Source organism: Gammaproteobacteria bacterium (genome assembly GCA_029862005.1).
GTDB lineage: Bacteria > Pseudomonadota > Gammaproteobacteria.
The window spans coordinates 1-16961 of record JAOTYD010000036.1 but is presented as its reverse complement, the minus strand read 5'-3'; the positions used below and the strand labels follow the sequence as shown (position 1 = coordinate 16961).

General features: G+C 50.0%; 13 protein-coding genes. 11 read left to right on the top strand and 2 right to left on the bottom strand.

The window, feature by feature from the left end; translation table 11 throughout:
• The first annotated feature begins 12 nt into the window (after positions 1–12).
• Entirely contained in the window at positions 13–1290 is a 1278-nt protein-coding gene (locus OES20_16340) for an ATP-grasp domain-containing protein (protein ID MDH3636268.1), read from the top strand.
• A gap of 1 nt (position 1291) precedes the next feature.
• On the opposite strand, the gene OES20_16335 is transcribed toward OES20_16340, so the two are convergent.
• A complete protein-coding gene (locus OES20_16335) occupies positions 1292–1576 on the bottom strand; it encodes an oxidative damage protection protein (protein ID MDH3636267.1) in 285 nt (94 codons plus the stop codon).
• A 67-nt stretch (positions 1577–1643) separates the two neighbouring features.
• Positions 1644–2414, bottom strand: coding sequence for a hypothetical protein (locus OES20_16330; GenBank protein ID MDH3636266.1), 771 nt, complete (start codon positions 2412–2414; stop codon positions 1644–1646).
• Positions 2415–2512: 98 nt separating this feature from the next.
• Between OES20_16330 and OES20_16325 the strand changes: the two genes are divergently transcribed.
• From OES20_16325 to OES20_16280, 10 genes are all read left to right on the top strand, one after another.
• Positions 2513–3289, top strand: a complete 777-nt coding sequence (locus tag OES20_16325; protein ID MDH3636265.1) for a protein phosphatase 2C domain-containing protein — start codon at positions 2513–2515, stop codon at positions 3287–3289.
• On the top strand, positions 3289–5292 hold the full coding sequence (locus tag OES20_16320) for a serine/threonine protein kinase (protein MDH3636264.1): 2004 nt from the start codon (positions 3289–3291) through the stop codon (positions 5290–5292). The genes OES20_16325 and OES20_16320 overlap by 1 nt, the downstream gene beginning before the upstream one ends.
• Positions 5292–5561 (top strand): hypothetical protein, encoded by a 270-nt coding sequence (locus OES20_16315; protein ID MDH3636263.1) that lies wholly within the window; start codon positions 5292–5294, stop codon positions 5559–5561. Before OES20_16320 ends, OES20_16315 begins: the two co-directional genes overlap by 1 nt.
• A 292-nt stretch (positions 5562–5853) precedes the next feature.
• Positions 5854–8040, top strand: coding sequence for a TolC family outer membrane protein (locus OES20_16310; protein MDH3636262.1), 2187 nt, complete (start codon positions 5854–5856; stop codon positions 8038–8040).
• A gap of 206 nt (positions 8041–8246) precedes the next feature.
• Entirely contained in the window at positions 8247–8858 is a 612-nt protein-coding gene (locus tag OES20_16305) for a transglutaminase-like cysteine peptidase (protein MDH3636261.1), read from the top strand.
• The gene (locus tag OES20_16300) at positions 8855–10780 is read left to right on the top strand and encodes an EAL domain-containing protein (GenBank protein ID MDH3636260.1); all 1926 of its coding nucleotides are present in this window, start codon (positions 8855–8857) and stop codon (positions 10778–10780) included. Before OES20_16305 ends, OES20_16300 begins: the two co-directional genes overlap by 4 nt.
• Before the next feature lie 144 nt (positions 10781–10924).
• Positions 10925–13075: a type I secretion system permease/ATPase gene (locus tag OES20_16295; GenBank protein MDH3636259.1), complete on the top strand. Its 2151-nt coding sequence runs from the start codon at positions 10925–10927 to the stop codon at positions 13073–13075.
• Positions 13068–14435 carry an HlyD family type I secretion periplasmic adaptor subunit gene (locus OES20_16290; protein MDH3636258.1) on the top strand — a complete coding sequence of 456 codons (1368 nt, stop codon included), beginning with the start codon at positions 13068–13070 and terminating at the stop codon, positions 14433–14435. Before OES20_16295 ends, OES20_16290 begins: the two co-directional genes overlap by 8 nt.
• Positions 14435–15034: a response regulator transcription factor gene (locus tag OES20_16285; GenBank protein ID MDH3636257.1), complete on the top strand. Its 600-nt coding sequence runs from the start codon at positions 14435–14437 to the stop codon at positions 15032–15034. Before OES20_16290 ends, OES20_16285 begins: the two co-directional genes overlap by 1 nt.
• Before the next feature lie 143 nt (positions 15035–15177).
• The coding region (locus tag OES20_16280; GenBank protein ID MDH3636256.1) for a retention module-containing protein at positions 15178–16961 on the top strand (1784 nt) is incomplete at its 3' end.

The following is a 16961-nucleotide window of genomic DNA, read 5'->3' as shown; positions in this document are numbered from 1 at the left end:
GCACTGATAAACATGAAACAAATCCATTCAAAGCCTGGCCCCGAACCAGGCTTTGTTCTTTTAGTCGCGCCTGCGGCCAGTTATCGAGTCGCTGCTTATACCCGGGCCGCGCAAAATCTTGGCATGCCCATCATGGTGGTATCCAACAGTGAACATTCGCTGGTGCCCGAGATCGCGCGGGGAATTACGGTCGATTTTGATGACCCCAAGCAGGCATCTAAGGATATTATGGCGGCATTGAAAACAATTGACGTCGCCTGCGTACTGGCCACCGATGATAGCTGTGTCGAGATCTGCAGCAATGTCGCCGAATATCTCGACCTGCCGCAGAACAGCGCTCGTGCGGCACTGCTAACCAAACGAAAAGACCTGGCGCGTGAAGCCTTATCAGGAGCCGGATGTAACACCCCCGAGTACCAGGTGGTAAACATCGTCGAAATTGACCGCGTCTCCCTGTCAGTCGAATATCCCGTCGTCATCAAGCCACTGGCACTCGCTGCGAGTCGTGGTGTCATACGCGCCAACGATGATTCAGAATTCCGGGTTGCAGTGCGACGTATCGATGCCATACTGGAAGCTGCGGGTCAGCAGGGATTCGCGCGTGAAAACTTACTGGTTGAATCCTATATAAACGGCCCCGAGTACGCCGTCGAAGGTTTCGTGATTGATGGCAAATTCAAATTGCTTGCCATCTTTGATAAACCCGAGCCTCTCATTGGCCCTTATTTTGAAGAGACTTATTACGTAACGCCAAGTCGACTCGACGATCAGCAGGAAACGGTCTTAATCGACGAGGTTACGCGCTGTTGTGCCGCCTACGGGCTTTCGCATGGGCCGGTGCATGCCGAGGCACGCCTGTCGGGCGCCGGCGCCGTCCTGCTGGAACTGGCTGCGCGTACCATCGGCGGCCAATGCGGTCAACTGGTTGAGTTCTCATTGCAACAAAAACTCGAGGAACTGATCATCATGGGCATGTGCGGTATTGCACCGCGAGCCAATAAGGCGGTTGAATCCGCCGGGGTGTTAATGATCCCGATAAACGACTCGGGAATTCTGAAACGCGTGGAAGGATTAACGCAAGCCCAGCAGATCGACTATATCCGGGATATCGAAATCCATATTAATCCGGGTTATGAACTGATCCCCTTGCCCGAGGGTTCAAGCTACCTGGGTTTTATCTTTGCGCAGGCACCTGACTTCGAACAGACTTACACCGCGTTGAAAAATGCTCACGCCGAGTTGCGCTTCGTTACTCAACCCATGTGGGAGCTGGAAAACCTGGCGGTCTGACTTACTTCTTCGCACCAGGTGCGCGAAAACCCTCTGGCTGTTGCCCGAGGTCACCTTCCTTGAAAATAAATCCCAGCATGTGCTGTTCGAGAATCGCCAGGCTTGCCGGGTCGATCGTCGAAAGTCCATTCTCGTTAATGATCATGGTTTGGCGTTCGATCCATTTATTCCAGCCCTCGGCGGAAACGTTATCATAGATACGCTGCCCGAGTTCACCTGGATACGGCACCCTTTCGAGCCCGGGCGCTTCCTCACCGAGTACTACGCAATTTACTAGTCTTGCCAATTAAACCACCCCAAAAAAAAAGCAGCCGCTTGTCGGCTGCTTTGCATGATACCAAATTTAAATCCGATCAGAACGCATAATTCACACCGGCAGACAATATCGGCCAGGCTTCAAAGTCGTCCAGTTCATCTTCAGCATCGCCTTCCATCTCAAGAAGTCGGGCATTCACCTCCGCCTGGGTCAATGCACCACCTGGATCCGCCGTGGCTTCGAGTTCCACCGAAGGATCAAGCAGAACAATTCCAAAATCGACTGTAAACGACACCCCGCCACCTTTACCGGCTTTGCGCCCCCAACCTATACCAATATAAGGCTGATAAGAATCTGCAAGTTTGAGCTCACCGTTAATCTCGCCACCGACCAGATCACCTGGGCTAATAGTCCCGCCATCAAACGTGGCTGTACTTAGAAGCGTACCTGTTAGATCGGCTTCACCGGAATGCCTCAACATGCCCCCGGTCAGGTGGAAACCCCCATTGAAAATGAACCAGTCAACCAGTAACGCATTCGCGCCAAAGTCAAGATCCAGTTCGGCGTCAATATCGCCCTCGACGGTATCGCCAACGGTAATGGTTTCATCCTCACCTTCGAGATCAACACTGGTCAAACTGAGACGTACATTTACGGTTTTTGTCACCGCAGCGCTGAGGTCGATTCCGGCGCCTACCGTTCCCGCTTTAACTCCGACACCAAAATCCAGTGCGTTTACATTTGATACAAACAATAGAAGCCCGAATCCCAGCCCAATTATTTTTTTCATATGAAATATCCCCGAAGAAAATTTACGATAAAAGTAATGATAGAATAAGGTTTTTCGAGTGCCTGGAACTGATCTCAATCAAGTTATGCACTTTCCCCGGTAAAACATACCAATTTGCCATTAATTTACTATTATAGTTGTTACCGTCGATAATCCCTGAGTTTTAAGGAGTTGCGTTGTCACGCTACATAGCACATAACGATCAGCTATCCCCAATCAGTTTCCAAATTTCTAGCAACGGCGTAACCGATACCGGGCACGTCCGAGACAAAAATGAAGACTCGATACTGGTACATGCAGACGAAAACGTCTGGATCGTTGCCGACGGTATGGGGGGCCATCATGCAGGTGATTTCGCAAGCCAGACGATTACCAACAATCTGAGCTTGTTCAAACAGCATGCTTCACTGGATGACAGTATTTTATTGCTCGAGGAAAATATACTAAACTCCAATTCAATTATCAGGAAAAAGTCCTTTAAACTTGGGCGTAGCGCAACGATCGGCAGTACCATCATATGCGTCTATATCTGGCATAACCTTTTGTTCACCTTCTGGGCAGGGGACAGTCGCCTTTATCGCTACAGGGACGGGAAGCTGGAACGCTTGACTGAAGACCACAGTTATGTCGAGGAACTGGTCAGAATGGGAAAAATCGAGGCGCGAGAAGCCGAGGAGCACCCGGCAGCGAACGTCGTGCTGAAAGCAGTGGGAATCGACGATAATCTATGCCTGGATTTCGAGTACTTCGAAGTCGAGCAGGACGATATTTACATCATTTGTTCCGACGGGCTCTATAAAGATCTGGAAGAAACCAAAATAACACCCATAATCGAGTCTAATCCGGAGAATATGACCGAACTCTCGCAGTCATTACTGGCCGCCTCGCTGGATGCCGGTGGGACCGATAATACCTCGATTATTACTTTGAAAACGCAACAAAAGGTTAACTGATGTCTGAAGTCTGCGAATCGCTGATAAATGACTACATTGCAGGTACTTTGGATATGAAAGACCTGGAACAGGGTCTGGCGAGCATATTCGACGCCGTGCCACACGGCCATACAGAAGCCCAGAGCTATCTGCAGTCCCTTTATACCAGTGATAAAATCGATTCCAACGGATTCACCCAGATCTCCCACATAATCTCCAAGATAAATATCAATTCGACGCTGAAAAACAGCCAGGAAACCGATATTTCCTACTTTGCGGAAGACAAAACGATGCATCTGACCGATATTTCGGAATTGTCCGCCGGGGGCGATGATGGAGAAGCTGGCGACAAGACCGTTATCGTCAGGGTTAGCGCCGGTGGTAATAGCAAGGAAATCGAAATTTCGGAACCTTCGATCAGCATGGGCGAAGATGAATCTCCGATGAGTCCAAAGATCGTTGAGAACCCAGCAAAAACGGCACAGTACGAAAATCTCGGGCCGGGCGTAACCCTGAAAGACCGGTTTGTGCTGCTGGAAAAGCTTGGCCAGGGCGGTATGGGCGTGGTTTTCAAGGCCAAGGATTTACTCAAAGTCGAGGCCCAGGATAAAGACCCTTACGTCGCGATCAAGGTACTGACCGATGCGTTCAAAAAATATTCCGGATCGTTCATTGCATTGCAGCGCGAGGCCAGTAAAGCGCAACGCCTGGCACACCCGAATATCGCAACGGTCTATGATTTTGACCGCGACGGCAATACCGTTTTCATGACCATGGAATACCTGCAGGGAAAACCCCTGAACCAGCTGATCAAGGAAATAAATAAAAAACCGCTCAAACTTGACCATGCGCTGCACATTATCGAAGAGCTTTGCAGCGGCCTGGCCTATGCGCATGAGAAAAAGCTGATTCACTCTGATTTCAAGCCGGGTAATTGCTTCCTGTTAAGTGACGGCCACGTCAAACTCCTCGATTTCGGCATCGCCCGGGCAAGCACGCAAACGGACGAGGAACGAGAAAATACGATGTTTGATCCGGCCAAGCTCAGCGCAGTCACGCCAGCCTATGCAACCCCGGAAATGTTTGCCGGTATGAATCCCGATCCGAGAGACGATATTTACGGTCTTGCCTGTGTCGCCTACCAGCTGCTCGCTGGGGGCAAGCATCCCTATAACAAGGTCGCGTCGCCCAAAATTAAAGAGCTGGGAATAAAACCCAAGCCAATCAAGGGATTAAACCGTCGTCAGCAAAAAACGTTGATGAAAGCATTAACGACGGCTCGTGAAGATAGAATCAGTAATGTAGAGAAATTCGCCGAGGGCATGCGCCTGCGGAAATCGCATAGCAAGACTATTTTATTGGTAGCCCTGTTTGTGGGAGTTATCGGGGCCGGAATAGGTTACAAGCCCTTTCTCGAGTTCCAGGCCGAGCAGCAGCTATACGACAAGATCAAGTTAATCAAGGATGGTGACAAGGCACTGATGATCGAGACGATCTGGTCGCTGGATCAACTTAACCCGGAACAGCAGAAGATCATCTCGGTTGGACTGCGACGGGAAATAATCACATTTTACCGGGATCGCATCCGCTCGGTGTTTCGACCCAATGAAGGTCTATACGATTACCCGCAAGCTCAAAATCTGCTGGCGCAGGCGAAGCAGCACTATCCCGATTCTGTTGCCCTGTCTACGATCGAAGACCAGGTCAAGGAACAGCGTGATCGCCTGATGAACAGCCTGATCTCACTGTACAAACGCTATTTCAATGCCAAAAAGCTGGTTAAAACGCCTAACGGAGAGGATTTAACCACCGTTATTCCACTTATTAAACGCGTTGATCCAAAACACTATCTGCTCAAGGACAAGGCGCTATCCGATCTTTATCTTTCCGAATCTGAAAAACTGATTGCAAAGCGCAAGTACAATGAAGCGTCAAACTACATTATCACCGGTCTGAAACTATTCCCGGAAGATACTCGTTTGCAGAGCCTGAACAAGCAAATAAACGCACAGTTTCAAAATTGATGAATCAGCAAACCTCCCCTTTGCGTTTGCTCGCCAAAACTTACGCAAACGACTTGATATCCAGGGAACAGTACGTAGAGATTCGAGCTCAGTTGCTGAAGCGACTTGAAAACCGGGGCAAGATCGATGAATCGGATTTAAAGAACTTCACCGCTTTACAGGGTTCGGATTCCCCGAAGATTCAAAAATCATACACTTCATCGGACTGGATCATCATCGCCCTTGGAATAGCTGCCTCCATTGCATTGGGTTATGTCCTCTACGCATAAAACTGACATCGGACCTCCGGCCCGAATCAGAAAGATTAAATAGGTCACAGAAGCCCTCTGAACTGCCGTGCCGGAGGCTATTTTCGGGTTGAATACAAGCCAAAATAGACTATTATCTTCAACAACTTAAGCGATATACTTAATTTTAATTATAAATACCCTTACACTAGAGGTCGAAACTATCCATTGTGTTAGCCAGATCTTCCCGTAAGGCTGTACCCGGAGCTATGCTTGGAATTTGCATTTCGGTGTTCGCCGAGATGAAATTCGTATTTCCATTTTCGGTATCCCTATGAACACATTTACAGTCCGAGATCCAGGTTCGAAGACAGCGCTGACAGGTCTCATCCTTTTGCTGAGCCTGGCAGTACCTGCAAAAGCTCTCGATATGCAGGCTATGGTTGTTGACGCGATCAGTGCCCATCCGGAAGTAAAAGAAAAGATCTACGTCTACCGCCAGGTTATCAGCGACCGTAATATCGCCGAAAGTGGCTGGCGACCCAGTGTTGATCTGAACGCTTCCGCCGGATTTTATGACACCGATTCCCCCTCCACCGGCAACCAGTCTGTCGACTACGACAGCACCAGGCTCGAACTCTCGCTCACCCAGAATCTGTTTAACGGCTATGACACGACCTACCAGATCGAGCAAACCAGGGCCCGCATCGACGCCGCGCTATACGAGGTTTATGACACCGCCGACAATATTGCACTGCGTGCAATACAGGCTTATCTCGAGGTCATCAAGCAACGCCGGCTTTACCAGCTTTCAATTGAAAACGTTGCGGCCCATGAAGAAATTCTGTCACGGATAAAAGAGCGTAATCTCTCCGGTGTTGGCAGGCTTTCGCAACTGCAGCAAACCGAGGGGCGTCTCGCCCGCGCCCAGGCAAGCCAGATCGCACAACAAAACAATCTCGAAGACGCGGCCACGCAGCTGCATCAAATCCTGGGGCGCTACATCGATCCCTTTGAATTGTCCGAGCCCGGTCTGCCTTCCATGCCGCGAGAGCAACTGGATTTACTGATTGACCAGGCGCTGGTTGACCATCCGGCGATGCGGGTTGCGAAAAGCAATATCGAGGCGGCCCAGTCGGATCATCGTCGGTCACTGAAAACGCGCTATCCCAATCTCGACCTTCGCCTTGCCACCGAGTATGGCGAAGACCTTGACGGCCTCGACGGAAATACCGAGGAAACCAGTATTGTGCTCAATCTCTCGTACAATTTTTATCGCGGTGGCAGAAATGATGCCGAGCAGCAAAAGAAAGTCAGCGCCGTTTACGAGCAAAAGGAGTTCGCCGCCCGGGTGCGGCGGCAGGTTATCAATACCCTGCGGTTATCCTGGACTGCTGATGACCTGTTGGTCCAGCAACTTAAATTTCTCAATGCCCACGTCCTTAAGGCCGGACAAACCGTCGAGTCTTATAAAGAGGAGTTTTTTATCGGCCAGCGCGACCTTATCGACCTGCTCGATGCAGAGAACGAACTGAATACTGCAAGAAATCAATATACCGAGGCTAAGTATGATTCGCTGGTTGCCCGCTATCGGGTTTACGAGGGTATCGGCAGGTTGTTTGAAGCCGCAGCAATCGAATTCGAATTAAAAGACGGCAATCTGCAGGTTGCCCGACTGACCACTAACCAGGTTGATGCCCTCCCGCTCCCCGACGACGAGGATCGGGATGCTGAAGTTGATCCCATGGACCACTGTGATAATACGCTGCTCGATGTCCAGGTGAATCCTTTTGGATGTAACGAACAGCTTGATACCAGGATTGATTCGAAAGTAAAACAACCGGAGCCTGTTTTGCCAGCATCCAACTCGGCTCCAATTCTGAACGATGATGAGTTTGAAATCGAAACCAATAGCGTACTGGTTATCACGACCGCACAGTTGCTTGCGAATGATTATGACTCGGATTCCGATCCTCTGGAAATCATCGATGTGAGCCAACCTGAAGTAGGCCGCCTGGCATTCAATGACAGCAATAACCTGGTGTACAGACCCGCAGAGGGTTTTATCGGGTTCGACACTTTCAAATACACCGTCACGGATAATAAAGGCGCAACGGCTAACGCTACCGCGACAGTGCGGGTAAGGGTGTTCGTAGCTGAAGTCATAGATCTTAGAAAGGTTCATCTGGTCAACTTTATATATGATGAATCTGAACTGACTGACCTGTCCAAGGCCAAGGTGAAGGCTATCATCGATCAGGTTAAACGTATGGACAACATTATTATCGAGATTTACACGCATACGGATAATGTTGGCTCGGACCGATATAATATGGTCCTGTCTGAAAAACGAGCCGAGGCGATGAAAAATTTACTGATTAGTAACGACATCGATAGCGCGGATATCATCGCGATTGGAGTGGGAGAAAATGAGCCCATCGCCGATAATTCGACCGAGGCTGGAAAAGCGATCAATCGTCGCGGAGAATTCGTTTTCAAAACCAGGAATCAAGCAGAGTAAAGCTGCCGCCTGGTTGCGCCAAGTAGTATACACTTGGAGGCAGTAACGTAAGTTTGGAAGCCTCTCCTGTATAACCCAATCCAGCATGTCAAAAAATCTTACCCGGCGTTAAAAGGATATGGTTTTTACGGTAATGCAGGCACCCGGTGCTGAGAGGGCAGGTAGTGAAGAATAGATGTGTCTTTATCGTTGCAGCACTTCTGTTAATGAATCCTGCCAGGCATCTGGCCGGTCCATTGGTTAGCAACGATATGCTGAACCATTTAAAGACCACTTATTCTGATAGGGCTTATCAACGGGGTCTCGCAATCAATAAGCTGTTGGGTGAACTTCAGGGCCAAAGTATTCAAAAGCAATTAACCGAGGTGAATCGCTTTTTTAATCAATTCGAATACGCGGAAGATCGGGCCCACTGGGGTGAACAGGATTACTGGGCCACGCCGAATGAATTCCTGGGGACACACAAGGGCGACTGCGAGGATTTTGTCATTGCCAAGTACTTCGCCCTGCGTAAACTCGGCGTGCCCGACGAACGTCTCTATCTGACCTATGTGAAGGCCCTGAAGCAGAATGTGGCGCACATGGTGCTGAGTTACTTCCCTACCCCGGCCAGCATCCCCCAGGTCCTGGATAATTACAACCCAATTATTGTCAGCGCTGACAAAAGATCGGATTTACTGCCCGTTTACAGTTTCAACGCCAAATCGCTTTTCTTGTCCAATGCGTCGGCCGGACTGGGCAAATCACTGCCCACCCATAAAATCAAGAACAGTAAGTGGACAAAATTACTGGCCGATATTCAAAAGGAAAAACCATGACATTATTCAAACAGATAGCCATGCTGGTATCGGCGATTTATTTAATCCTGTTATTGATCATCGTGATTAACGATTTCTCTCGCACCAGTAGTTTTCAGCAGGGGCAGTTACAGACGACGGCACAGGACATGGCCACAACCCTGGGGATCGCAATCAGTAATCTGCCCGAAGGAGACGACGAGACCACGCTTGAAGTCCTGTTTAACGCGGTTTTCGACAGTGGCTACTATACGCGAATCGAGCTGGTTGCGGTTGATGGTCAGACCGTCCATCAGAAAAGCCAGGACCTGGATATTGCCGGAGTGCCTGGCTGGTTTCTGCACCTGGTGCCGCTAGAGCCGGCACGGGGAACAACCCGGGTCATGAAGGGATGGAACCAGCTTGGCGAACTTAAACTCGAGATTCATCCAGGGTTTGCCTACAGCACCATGTACCAGGCACTGGTTTCTGCACTGCGCTGGTTTGTACTGTTGTTCGTGGTTTCGATGCTGGTGCTCTGGGTGGTTCTTAGATACCTACTGCAGCCATTACAAAGGGTCAGGGAACAGGCAGATGCGATACATAGCAACCGGTTTGTTCAACAGGAAAAGTTTCCAACCACAGTCGAGCTTAAACGGGTGGTCGAAGCAATGAACCTGATGGTCGCAAAGGTCCAGGATATCTTTGATAACCAGGAAAAGACTCTGGGCGATTACCAACGACTTCTTTACCGGGATAAGCTGACAAACCTGGGCAATCGTCGTTACTTGCTTGACCAGCTGCAGCAATCGACGTCGGAAGAATCAGGGCTGCATGGTTGCATGGCGATTATCAAGATCGTCGATTTCGAGCAATTGCGTGATCAACAAGGCTACGAGGTGTCGGACAATTTAATCCGGATTCTGGCAGACCTGCTGCGCCAGGCGCAGTCGGATCATGGCGTTGAGCGCATATCACGCTTTAACGAGGATGAGTTTGCTTTTTTAAGCGCTGCCGACGAATCCGAGGTCTCCGAAATTATTCGTAAATTATTCGATGATTTCCAGGCGCTATCACAAAAGGAACCTCATATGTCCGAGGTAAAACTTTTGGCTGGTATTTGCGATCTTGAAGTAGGTGGCGAGATCGGGGGTATTCTCGCCAGCATCGACTACTGCCTGTCACAGGCAGACACCCGGGGGCCCTTTTCGATTGAACGACAACTCTCGACCAATCTCGAATTACCCCAGGGAAAAATGCAATGGCGCAGCTGGCTCGAGTCGGTTTTGCAATCGAATCAGCTTTTCCTGGTCGCGCAACTGGCGATCGGCAATGAACGCTTTCCGATCCAGCGCGAGTTGTTTGTCAGAATTCGAAATAAAAAAGACCAGATAGTGCCGGCATCGGCATTTATGCCTATGGCTTCGCGTCTAGGCATGTCTCTGGATATCGACAAGGAAGTGTTCCGCCTGGTGACCTCAAATCGGGACATCGACCGAAAAATTCCAATCGCCATTAATCTGAGCGCCGCGTTCTTCGAGCTGGCCGAGGGCCAGACCGAATTCGATCAATTGCTGCAGGATTTCGAACAGTCCAATACCAGTTTATGCATCGAAGCCAGCCATTACGTCCTCAACCAGCATCCGATCATGTGCGGGAAGGTTTCTGATCGTGTCAGGAAACATCAGCATCAGTTTGGAATCGACAATCTGGACCTCGGCCAGTCTTTGCAGTTGCTGCAATCCGGCCAGTTTGACTACGTTAAAATCAATGCTAAAACACTACACGAGATGAGTCGCAATGACATGCGGGCCGGTTACCAGGCATTAAAAACAATCACGGACACGCTGGATATCAGCATCATTGCCGTAGCGGTCGATTCGCAGGAAGTTTTTGATGAACTAAAATCTCTTGGAATCGATGTCATGCAAGGAAACTTTCTCGCCGAAGCGGAAGCAATCTAGCGTGATTTACCACCCGGGGGCAAATACAGAGATGATCCATCGGCGCGCAGTTAAAACACGAGGTTGGGAGCCTAATAGAATTGGTCCCTCTCAGACCAAATCCAGCTGTTTCAGCAATATTCGATTACAGAAAAAAGCCCATATATGATCGACCCTCATCATCAGTATGACCCTTTGCTCGAGTGCCTGGTTATCTTTGCCAAGATACATAACCGGCCAATCAGCGTCGAGGCTTTGATTGCGGGTTTACCGGTTGAACCTGGTGCAGATGGCCCGGAGCTTTTCAGTATCGACCGTCCCAAGGGTTTATTTTCACGGGTCGCATTACGCGCTGGATTTGCCAGCCGCCTGATTCATCGCGATCTCAGCAAGCTGTCGAGACTTTTGCTGCCCTGTATCCTGGTATTAAAGAATGGCAATGCCTGCATACTTGAAAGCATCGACCGTAAAAACAATCGCGCCAAAGTCATTTTCCCGGAGATCGGTGAAGGAGAAGAGTGGCTCGAACTGAGCCAATTGAGCAACGAATATCTTGGCTATGCCTTCCTGCTCAAAAAGGAATTACGTAAGGAATCCGGCGAATCCACGGAAGCTAGCGAAGGCACAGGTCACTGGTTTTGGGGAACACTGGCCAAGTCCAGGGACATTTTCGCGAGCGTACTGCTGTCGTCGATACTGATCAATTTGTTCATACTTGCGACGCCGATGTTCACGATGAACGTGTACGACAAGGTGGTGCCGAACGACGCTATCGCGACCCTTTGGGTGTTGGCCGCCGGCATTGCCACGGTTTATGTTTTTGACACGGCTTTACGTTTCGTCCGCAACTATCTGCTTGAAATCGCCGGTAAAAAAAGCGATATCATCATGTCATCCATTATATTTTCCCATGTGCTGAACCTGAAAATGGATCAATGGCCGGCAAGCATCGGTGCTTTTGCCAGCCAGTTACGTGAATTTGAAAGTATCCGCAACTTTTTCACAGCATCGACGATCGCGACCCTCGTTGACCTGCCCTTTGCAATTATTTTCCTGTTGGTCATCTACTACATCGGTGGCCCGATGATCGCGGTTCCCCTGATCATTATCGCGTTGTTGATGCTCTACAGTTTTATTTTGATCAGGCCACTAAAAGCCAGTGTGGAAGCAACCTACGAAGCGACTGCAAACAAGAATGCACACCTGATCGAGACCTTGCGTTCGATAAAAACCGTGAAGGCACTCGGCGTCGCCAATTATTCACAGTGGGTATGGGAAGAATCATCCGGGACCATTGCTAACCGTTCGATGCGTGCACGCATGCTGGCGTCGTCGATCACCGTGGTGACCAATCTGATGGTCCAGTTCAACACGATTGGTTTAATCGTGTTTGGCATCTACCGTATCAGTGACCTGGAACTCAGCCTGGGTGGATTAATCGCCGTCGTCATGCTTTCATCTCGAGCGGTGGCGCCGATGGGCCAGATTGCCGCATTGATTACCAGCTATGAACAGACTCGCACAGCATTCCGCTCTCTCGAAAATTTAATGCAGAAACCGGTCGAGAGACCCGACGGCAAGTCTTATGTGCGTCGTCCTGGTTTCGAAGGTGCTATCAACTTCAAAGAGGTGGATTTCAGTTACCCTGAATCTCCCAAGAAATCCCTCGCGGGCATTTCGATAAAAATCAAGGCAGGTGAGCATGTCGGTGTCATCGGTAAGGTGGGATCCGGAAAAACCACCCTGATGAAACTGATCATCGGTCTCTACCAGGCAGACAGCGGTTCGATTGCAATCGACAATATCGACATCAATCAGATAGACCCGGCCGACCTGCGCAGAAATATCGGTTACCTGTCGCAGGACATCGAATTATTACGCGGTACGATTCGAGAAAATATTGCCTACAAGGATTTACATATTAACGATGAAAAGCTCATCCAGGCAGCAGCTATTAGTGGCGTAGACCTCTTCGTTAATCAGTTACCGCAGGGTTTTGATACCCAGGTCGGCGAGGAAGGTGGGTTCCTGTCCGGCGGTCAAAGACAGGCAATCGCCCTGGGGAGAGCCGTGCTATTGAACGAGCCGCTCCTGATTCTCGATGAACCAACCAACAGTTTCGATAACACAACGGAATCCATCGTCAAGAAACGGATCTTTGAATACACCCGCGACAGGACCCTGCTGCTGGTGACGCACAAGGCACCGATGCTTGAGCTGGTAGAACGGTTAATCGTCATGGACGAGGGACGCGTTGTCATGGATGGTCCCAAGGACGAGGTATTGAATGCCCTGAAAGGTACTCAGAATGCATAACGATGACGACAATACCAATTTTGAAGATATCACCCAAATGGGGATCCATGGCAAGCAGGACATGGTGTATATGCGCAGCCTTTCAGCTGCAGTTGTACATCGGTCACCGCGCCACCTGATCGCGGTTGTAATGATCTTTGCGCTGTTCGTCATCGCCGCGATCGCCTGGATGAACTGGGCGAAAATTGATGTCGTTATTCGCGGTTCGGGCAAGGTTTCACCGGCGAGCCAGGTGCAGAACATTCAGAGCCTTGAAGGCGGCATCATATCGGAGATTCTGGTTGCTGAAGGACAGGCGGTCGAGGAAGGACAGGCATTGATCAAGATCAGTGACGTCGCGTTTTCAAGCTCGTTCGAAGAGAACCGACTGCTCTACCTCGAACTGGTGGCCAAGGCCAGTCGTCTGACTGCCGAAGCCTTCGACCGGGATTTTATACCCGATAGCGAAGTTAGCGCGGAAGCACCCCAACTGATCAAGTCAGAGAAAAGCCTGTTCGATTCGAACCAGCAACAACTCAAGGAAACGCTAAGCATTCTTGAAGAAAAAATAAGCCAGCAAAAAAGCGCCTTACTCGAAGCCCAGTCGAAACGGCGTCAACTGCAACGGTCCCTGAACCTGGTCAAAAAAGAGATTGTTATCAAAAAGCCATTAAAGGACCGCGGCATTATCAGCGAAGTCGAGTTTTTACAGTTGCAACAGCGAGAGGCCGAATTTGAAGGCGAAATCGAGGCGGTCAAATTATCTGTACCCCGCATCGAGTCTACGATCGAGGAGGCTCGTTTCAGTAAGCAGAAAGAAAGGCTTAACTTTCAGAACAATGCCAAAAAGGAACTAAACGAAGTAACCGCCGAGATCAGTCGCATCAAGGAGACGCAAACCGCGTTGAAAGATCGAGTCAAACGCACTACCCTGCGCTCGCCGGTTAACGGTATCGTGCAACGCCTGTATTTCAACACCATCGGCGGCGTAATAACACCGGGGAATAGTATTCTCGACATCGTGCCCCAGGAAGACGACCTTCTGGTTGAACTGAATATAAAGCCTGCAGATATCGCTTATGTAAATGTCGGACAGTTCGCCAGGTTGAAATTTTCGGCCTACGATTTCGCGATTCATGGCAGTTTGCAAGGTATCGTAACTTTTGTCAGCGCCGACACCATTACCAATGAAGAGGGTCAGAGTTTCTTCCTGGTCCGAGTGAAACCGACAAAATCGTTTCTCGGTGGAAAAAGTGGCGAATTACCCATTAAAATCGGCATGACCGCTGAGGCTGATATTATAACTGCCAAGAAAACGATATTGTCATACCTGACTGAACCGGTTCATCGTGGAATAGACAAGGCGTTACGAGAGCGGTAATGAAGCTTCTCGTTTATTCAACATCGCGTTCATTTGATCGTTTTCTGCAACGCCACCTGGACATCGCCTTCGAATATAGCAGGGAGTTACAAGTACCATCGGAAGATACCGAGCGACTCTATCTGGTACATGTATCGGGCATGGAACTCGAATGCTACGAGTGGTTACTGAAACATGTTTCCGGTAAACCGCTTCGCGTTGGCGTCTGCTCTGATCTTCCCAACATCCATGAAATGCTCGAATGTGTGCGTCTCGGCGCCAAAGCCTATTGCAATAGTCACATGGCCGCCCCGCACTATCACCAGATGCTGCGGTTACTGGAAAACGATCAAAGCTGGTTTCCGCCGCAGATGCTGGATGCAGCTTTCAAGCTCGCGCAACAGGCTGTAAATCCCTCCGGTCAACAAAAGCAGCTGGAAATATTAACCGCGCGAGAAAGAGATATCGCATTTGCCGTCGGCGAAGGCAAATCTAACCGACAAATCGCTGATTTATTTGAGATTTCTGAAGTTACCGTGAAGAGTCACTTGACCAAAATCTTTAAAAAACTCGAACTCAAGGACCGAGTCGGGCTGGTACTTTACCTCAAGCAGTCATAGCATTTCGGTCGCAATGTCACCCTGGCTATGTGACCCACCTCTCAATCCGCAATTTTAGTTCCGCTGGTCTACGACTTAGGTATGACACAGACCCACTAAATCTAGCCTATATATAGGTTTCATTCATATTTTTCTGCAGATATATGGCAACTAAAAGTATCGGTTATGTCGCCGAATTAATCGGCGATGCACAGGTTCGCAGCGTAGATGGTGTAATCAGAGTTCTCAGTATTGGTGACCAGATTAACGAGGGCGATATCCTCACAACAGGTCTCAATACCCAGATTGTGCTCGAGTTCTACAACGGGAATAAGTTGCAGGTTGGTGAAAATACCGAAATGCTGCTGGACGAGTCGGTTTTCGCAGGCCTCAGTGACTATCCCGAGTCGCGCGTTGATCAATTAGCTGAATTGCAGAGCCTGATTGTCGAGGGTATCGACCTTGCCGAACTGGAAGCTACCGCTGCCGGAGCCGCCGGTGATTCGGATGCATTACACCAGGCATCAGTTTACTCCAGGGACGGTAATGAAGGCATTGTTGAAACCCGCCTTACTCCTTTCGATCTGGGTTCTGCTGGACCCGATAATCAATCGCCGCTTGAAGATGCGGTTATTATTCCAACAGCCGACACCCAAACGGTTAGTGCCGTTAGTGACACTAGCGCCCCTAATGTATCAATCGCGGTTGATAATATTACTGCCGATGACATCATCAGTGCCACCGAAACGGCAGGTATGATTAACGTGACGGGCAACGTGGGCGGCTTCGCCACAACGGGCGATTCTATCGACCTCAACGTTAACGGCACGGCTTATAGCGGAACCGTTAGTGCTGTTAACACATTTAGTATTCCGGTTGCAGCTGCGGACCTGATGGTTGACACCAGCTTTGACGCGACAGTATCCGGTATCGATGGAGCGGGTAATCCATATAGTGCGACCACAACTTCGACTCATACAGTTGATACTACAGCCACGGCCAGTATCACGCTGGATGCAAACATCACTCCTGATGACATCATCGATGCCGCAGAGGCCGCTGGCACAGTTAGTATTACTGGTAGCGTCGCTGGCGACTTTCAGGCTGGTGATATTGTCACGCTGACTATCAACGGGGTTAGTGCCAGTGGTGGCGTGCTTGCCGACGGTAGTTTCAGCATCGATGTGAATGGCAGCGACCTGCGAAATGATCCCGACGCTACCATCGATGCATCTTTTATTGCCACCGATGCGGCCGGCAATGTCGCGGCACCAGTCACTGATACAGAATCCTATACGGTAAATACCGCCCCGAATGCGATCGTTGACGTGGGCGCCCTGGATGGTGCAGAAGACACTACCACGGCCAGCTTGAATGCAACGCTTCTGGCGAACGACAGCGATCCCGAAGGCGATCCGATCAGTATTACCGCGATCAATGGCACCGCCCTAGTCGGTGGCGTGCAGAGTATCGCCGTGACCAACGGCACCGTGAATATCGATGCCAGTGATAACATCACCTTTACCCCTGCTGCTAATTACAATGGTCCGGTCAGCTTTGATTACACCCTCAGTGATGGCAGCTTAACCAATACCGCAACAGTCAGCGGCACGATTAGCGCTGTCAATGATACCGCGAACATTTCGGTAACCCCAGTCGATACCGCGGTCACCGAAGACGACGGGGCCAACCAGACCGCCAGCGGCACCATTGCGATCAGCGATGTCGATAATGGTGAAGGCACCCTGGACACCAGTACCGCAAACTACGGCACCGTGACTGTCGATGGCAGTGGTGACTGGACTTATACCCTCGATAACAATGATCCTGTTGTCGATGCCCTCGCCGATGGCGAGACCCTGGTCGATACCATTACCTTTACCTCCGATGATGGTACGACTGCGACCCAGGCCATTACCATCACCGGGACGAACGATGCGGCCACCAT